Source organism: Ewingella sp. AOP8-B2-18 (genome assembly GCF_052376015.1).
Taxonomy (GTDB): domain Bacteria; phylum Pseudomonadota; class Gammaproteobacteria; order Enterobacterales; family Enterobacteriaceae; genus Ewingella; species Ewingella allii.
In genome coordinates, this window is record NZ_JBQSVB010000034.1 from 1 (window position 1) to 4,221 (window position 4,221).

General features: G+C 48.0%; 3 protein-coding genes and 4 tRNA genes. 6 read left to right on the forward strand and 1 reads right to left on the reverse strand.

Annotated elements, in window-relative coordinates:
• Positions 1-140 precede the first annotated feature (140 nt).
• Both murB and birA read left to right on the forward strand, forming a co-directional pair.
• The gene (murB, locus tag ACT3RR_RS22790; RefSeq protein ID WP_496201157.1) at positions 141-1,178 is read left to right on the forward strand and encodes a UDP-N-acetylmuramate dehydrogenase; all 1,038 of its coding nucleotides are present in this window, start codon (positions 141-143) and stop codon (positions 1,176-1,178) included.
• Positions 1,175-2,134 (forward strand): bifunctional biotin--[acetyl-CoA-carboxylase] ligase/biotin operon repressor BirA, encoded by a 960-nt coding sequence (birA, locus tag ACT3RR_RS22795; protein WP_485904293.1) that lies wholly within the window; start codon positions 1,175-1,177, stop codon positions 2,132-2,134. The genes murB and birA overlap by 4 nt, the downstream gene beginning before the upstream one ends.
• A 49-nt stretch (positions 2,135-2,183) precedes the next feature.
• Here the strand turns inward: birA and coaA are convergent, their stop codons facing one another.
• Positions 2,184-3,134, reverse strand: a complete 951-nt coding sequence (gene coaA, locus ACT3RR_RS22800; protein ID WP_353500570.1) for a type I pantothenate kinase — start codon at positions 3,132-3,134, stop codon at positions 2,184-2,186.
• A 495-nt stretch (positions 3,135-3,629) separates the two neighbouring features.
• Between coaA and ACT3RR_RS22805 the strand changes: the two genes are divergently transcribed.
• From ACT3RR_RS22805 to ACT3RR_RS22820, 4 genes are all read left to right on the forward strand, one after another.
• Positions 3,630-3,705 (forward strand) — tRNA-Thr (locus ACT3RR_RS22805).
• Positions 3,706-3,723: 18 nt separating this feature from the next.
• Positions 3,724-3,808 (forward strand) — tRNA-Tyr (locus ACT3RR_RS22810).
• A gap of 130 nt (positions 3,809-3,938) precedes the next feature.
• Positions 3,939-4,013, forward strand: a tRNA-Gly gene (locus ACT3RR_RS22815).
• 7 nt (positions 4,014-4,020) lie between these two features.
• Positions 4,021-4,096, forward strand: a tRNA-Thr gene (locus ACT3RR_RS22820).
• Positions 4,097-4,221 lie beyond the last annotated feature (125 nt).

Here is a 4,221-nt window from a genome sequence, read left to right on the forward strand (position 1 = left end):
CGGTAAATAAAACTTCATACATTCCTCCTTAATTCTCTTAAGATCCTCCCTATCTTAAAAACACAATCAAACTCTATAAGCCGTAAACCGCTGGATCAGTTAAACTGGGCATAATTGAGTAACGAATGAGTAATGTGGTTATGCCGATCCAAGGTACATCTTTAAAGGCTTTCAATACCTTTGCTATCAACGCTAATGCTAACGCCGTAATAACGGCTTCGACGCCCGCGGAATTATCAGCAGCCTGGCTTGAGGCCAAAAAATCGAACAAGCCATTCTTATTATTGGGCGAAGGCAGTAACGTTCTGTTTTTAAATGATTTCTCTGGTGACATTGTTCTGAACCGCATTCTTGGAATTGATATTAAAGAGAATGATCATGAGTGGTTATTGCATGTAGGCGCAGGTGAGAATTGGCATCAGTTAGTCGTTTCAACGCTAGAGAAGAATATCCCTGGACTCGAAAACTTAGCCTTGATCCCTGGCTGTGTGGGATCTGCGCCTATTCAGAACATTGGCGCTTACGGCATTGAGCTGCAAAATGTCTGTGATTATGTCGACTTACTTAACTTAGCAACCGGCGAGATTAGCCGTATTGATGCCAGCGAATGCCAGTTCGGCTACCGTGAAAGCATCTTCAAACATGGGTATCGCGATGGTTTTGCTATCGTGGCGGTGGGGCTGCGGCTGAGTAAGGATTGGCATCCAAAGCTGACTTACGGTGATTTAACCCGTCTGGATGATGTCAGCGTAACCCCGCAACAAATATTCGATTCAGTGTGTCATATGCGTCGCAGTAAGCTTCCAGACCCTAAAGTGACAGGGAATGCAGGGAGCTTCTTTAAGAATCCGATTGTCGATGCCCTTATCGCTGATGCTCTGAAGAACCAGTATCCGGCCATGCCTTATTACCCACAGGCCGACGGCACGGTTAAGCTTGCCGCAGGTTGGTTAGTCGAAATGGCTGGTCTGAAGGGAACAAGCTTGGGTGGCGCGGGTGTTCATCAACAGCAGGCGCTGGTGCTGGTGAATAGAGACGGTGCAACCGGAGCGGACATTAAATCTTTGGCAAAACTGGTGCGAGAAACCGTCGCAGAGCGTTTTAGTGTGTATTTAGAGCCAGAGGTTCGCTTTATATCATCAGTGGGTGAAGTAAACGCAGTTGAGGCGCTTTCATGAAAGATATCACCGTACCTCTCCACCTTATCTCCATCCTTTCCGACGGCGAGTTCCACTCTGGCGAGCAGTTAGGCACAGAGTTAGGCATGAGCCGTGCCGCCATCAACAAGCACATACAGACAGTCAGGGACTGGGGAGTTGATATCTTTACCGTTCCTGGTAAGGGCTACAGTCTGCCTGCACCCATTCAATTGCTCGACGAGCAGCAGATCCTCTCCTTCCTGCCGGAAGGACGAGTCAGCGTGCTGCCTGTTATCGACTCAACTAACCAGTATCTGTTAGATCGTATCACCACGCTGGGGTCTGGTGATGCTTGCGTGGCGGAGTATCAGCAAGCAGGCCGTGGAAGAAGAGGGCGAAAATGGTTCTCTCCTTTCGGCTCCAATCTTTACCTCTCTATGTATTGGAAGCTGGAACAAGGTCCGGCTGCGGCAATGGGCCTGAGTTTGGTGATCGGCATCATTATGGCCGAAGTGCTGCAAAAGTTGGGGGCGGAGGACGTTCGCGTTAAATGGCCAAACGATCTCTACCTTAAAGATCGCAAACTTGCCGGTATTCTAGTGGAGTTAACAGGGAAAACCGGCGATGCGGCGCATCTGGTTATTGGCGCCGGCATCAACTTGAAAATGCGTGAACCCTCTGCCGATAGCATCGATCAAGGTTGGATAAATCTGCAAGAAGCTGGCGTGCATATCGATCGCAACCAGCTCACGGCGACATTACTCTCTGAGCTGCGTCTGGCACTGCGCCAGTTTGAGATTGATGGGTTAGCCCCGTTCATAAGCCGCTGGCGCAGCCTGGATAATTTTATCGATCGCCCAGTTAAGCTATTGATTGGCGAGCAGGAAATTCATGGCATTGAGCGAGGTATCGATCAGCAAGGTGCATTACTGCTCGAACAAGACGGGGTAATTAAGCCATACATTGGTGGCGAGATATCTCTGCGCGGTAGGTAACAAGTCGAAGTTAGATTGCATTAAAAAGGAGGGCTTTTGCCCTCCTTTGTCATTTCCTTAATCGAACACTCTCCACCGCGTGGTTTGCGCTCTTGGTCATTATCAGACTAGCACGCTCGCGAGTTGGGAGGATATTCTCTTTTAAATTCAACCCGTTGATCTCATTCCACAGTTGCGTAGCGATCTTCACTGCCTCTTCCTCTGGCAGCTTCGCATAGTGGTGGAAATAAGAATCTGGGTCGGCAAACGCGCCCTGACGGAATTTGAGGAAACGATTGATATACCAGCTTTGTAATAGGTCTGCAGGTGCATCGACGTAAATAGAGAAATCGACGAAGTCAGACACAAAGACATGGTGGGGATCGTGTGGGTAATCCATCCCGCTTTGTAAGACATTCAGACCTTCTAAAATAAGAATGTCTGGCTGCTCAATGACTTTGTTGCCATCTGGGATCACATCATAAATCAGGTGCGAATAGACCGGAGCGGTAACGCTCTTGGCGCCGGACTTAACCTCTGACACAAAGTTAACTAACTGATGCATATCATAAGATTGCGGGAAGCCTTTCTTCTTCATGATCCCACGTTCTTGCAGCGTCTTATTCGGGTACAGGAATCCGTCGGTGGTAATTAACTCGACCGTCCTATGCTCGGGCCAGCGGCTCAGAAGGGCTTGTAGAACGCGAGCCGTCGTACTCTTACCTACCGCGACACTGCCCGCAATCCCAATGACATAAGGGATTTTCTGACCATCCGTGCCTAAGAACTGCTCTAAGACTGCCTGGCGGCGAAGGTTCGAACTGATGTAAAAATTAAGAAGGCGTGAAAGCGGCAAATAGATTTGCGCAACCTCCTCCAAGGATAGATCCTCATTGATGCCTTTTAATTTCGCGATCTCAGTTTCCTTTAGTGTTAACGGAACCGAGTCACGTAAGGCTGCCCATTGAGCTCTGTCGAACTGTAGATAAGGGGTTGCCAAGGATAAGTCTCTTTTATTCATAAGTTAAAATCTGCCTGTTAGCGCAGGTCAGGAAAGGCGCCGCACGCCAAGTCCAGACAGTAAACCAGCTGCCCATTATAGACAGCTAAATTTTCGTCGTAGACATTTTTCTTATACCTTATCGAATTCTTTGATTGGGTTAAAAATTTTTAACTAAAGTCATAAATCCGCATTTTTATACCTTGGCATCCTGATTGGCAGGCTGCTTTGCGTTATCTCAAGGAAATATCTGTGTTGAATACAGATTAAAGAGAGATAACAGCTAATTAGCGCCGCTCGGGTTTCCAGAGCCAAGCAGATTCGGGCCTGTGGATGCCAAGGGCCAGCAAAAGGCGGTAAAATTTAAAAAATTCATTTTGCATAATATTTGGGCGAGAAAGGGGCTGAATACGCTGTTTTCCTCACTTTTTGCATAAAACATGACCGATAGAGCAAAACTCGCAATTTTTTTGTTGCATCCCCCGCCGAGTCTCCCTAGAATGCGCAGCACTTGATGCCGGCATAGCTCAGTTGGTAGAGCAACTGACTTGTAATCAGTAGGTCCCGAGTTCGACTCTTGGTGCCGGCACCAATCAAGTACTTAAAATCTGGTGGGGTTCCCGAGCGGCCAAAGGGAGCAGACTGTAAATCTGCCGTCATCGACTTCGAAGGTTCGAATCCTTCCCCCACCACCAAACAAGCCTTATCACTAAGGCAACTTATGAGGCCAAGCGCTTTGTAAGTGAAGATGAGGTGTTAAGTGTCTCATTTCCTTACCCCCGTCTTCTCGTTCTTCAGAACAATCAGGTAGCCGAGTTCCAGGATGCGGGCATCGTATAATGGCTATTACCTCAGCCTTCCAAGCTGATGACGTGGGTTCGATTCCCACTGCCCGCTCCAAGTATGTGCTGATATAGCTCAGTTGGTAGAGCGCACCCTTGGTAAGGGTGAGGTCGGCAGTTCGAATCTGCCTATCAGCACCACTTCCCAATTCTCTCCCTCCTGATTTTCTTTCTGTAAAATAATTCATCAAGCAAATGCTTGGTTGATGTGGTGATACCACCGATTTAACCGTGTCTTAGAGGGACAATCGATGTCTAAAGAAAAG

Bases quoted from the DNA above. Each gene is read 5' to 3' on its own strand.
- murB (WP_496201157.1), top strand. From the start codon at position 141: ATGCCGATCCAAGGTACATCTTTAAAGGCTTTCAATACCTTTGCTATC.
- birA (WP_485904293.1), top strand. From the start codon at position 1,175: ATGAAAGATATCACCGTACCTCTCCACCTTATCTCCATCCTTTCCGAC.
- coaA (WP_353500570.1), bottom strand. From the start codon at position 3,134: ATGAATAAAAGAGACTTATCCTTGGCAACCCCTTATCTACAGTTCGAC.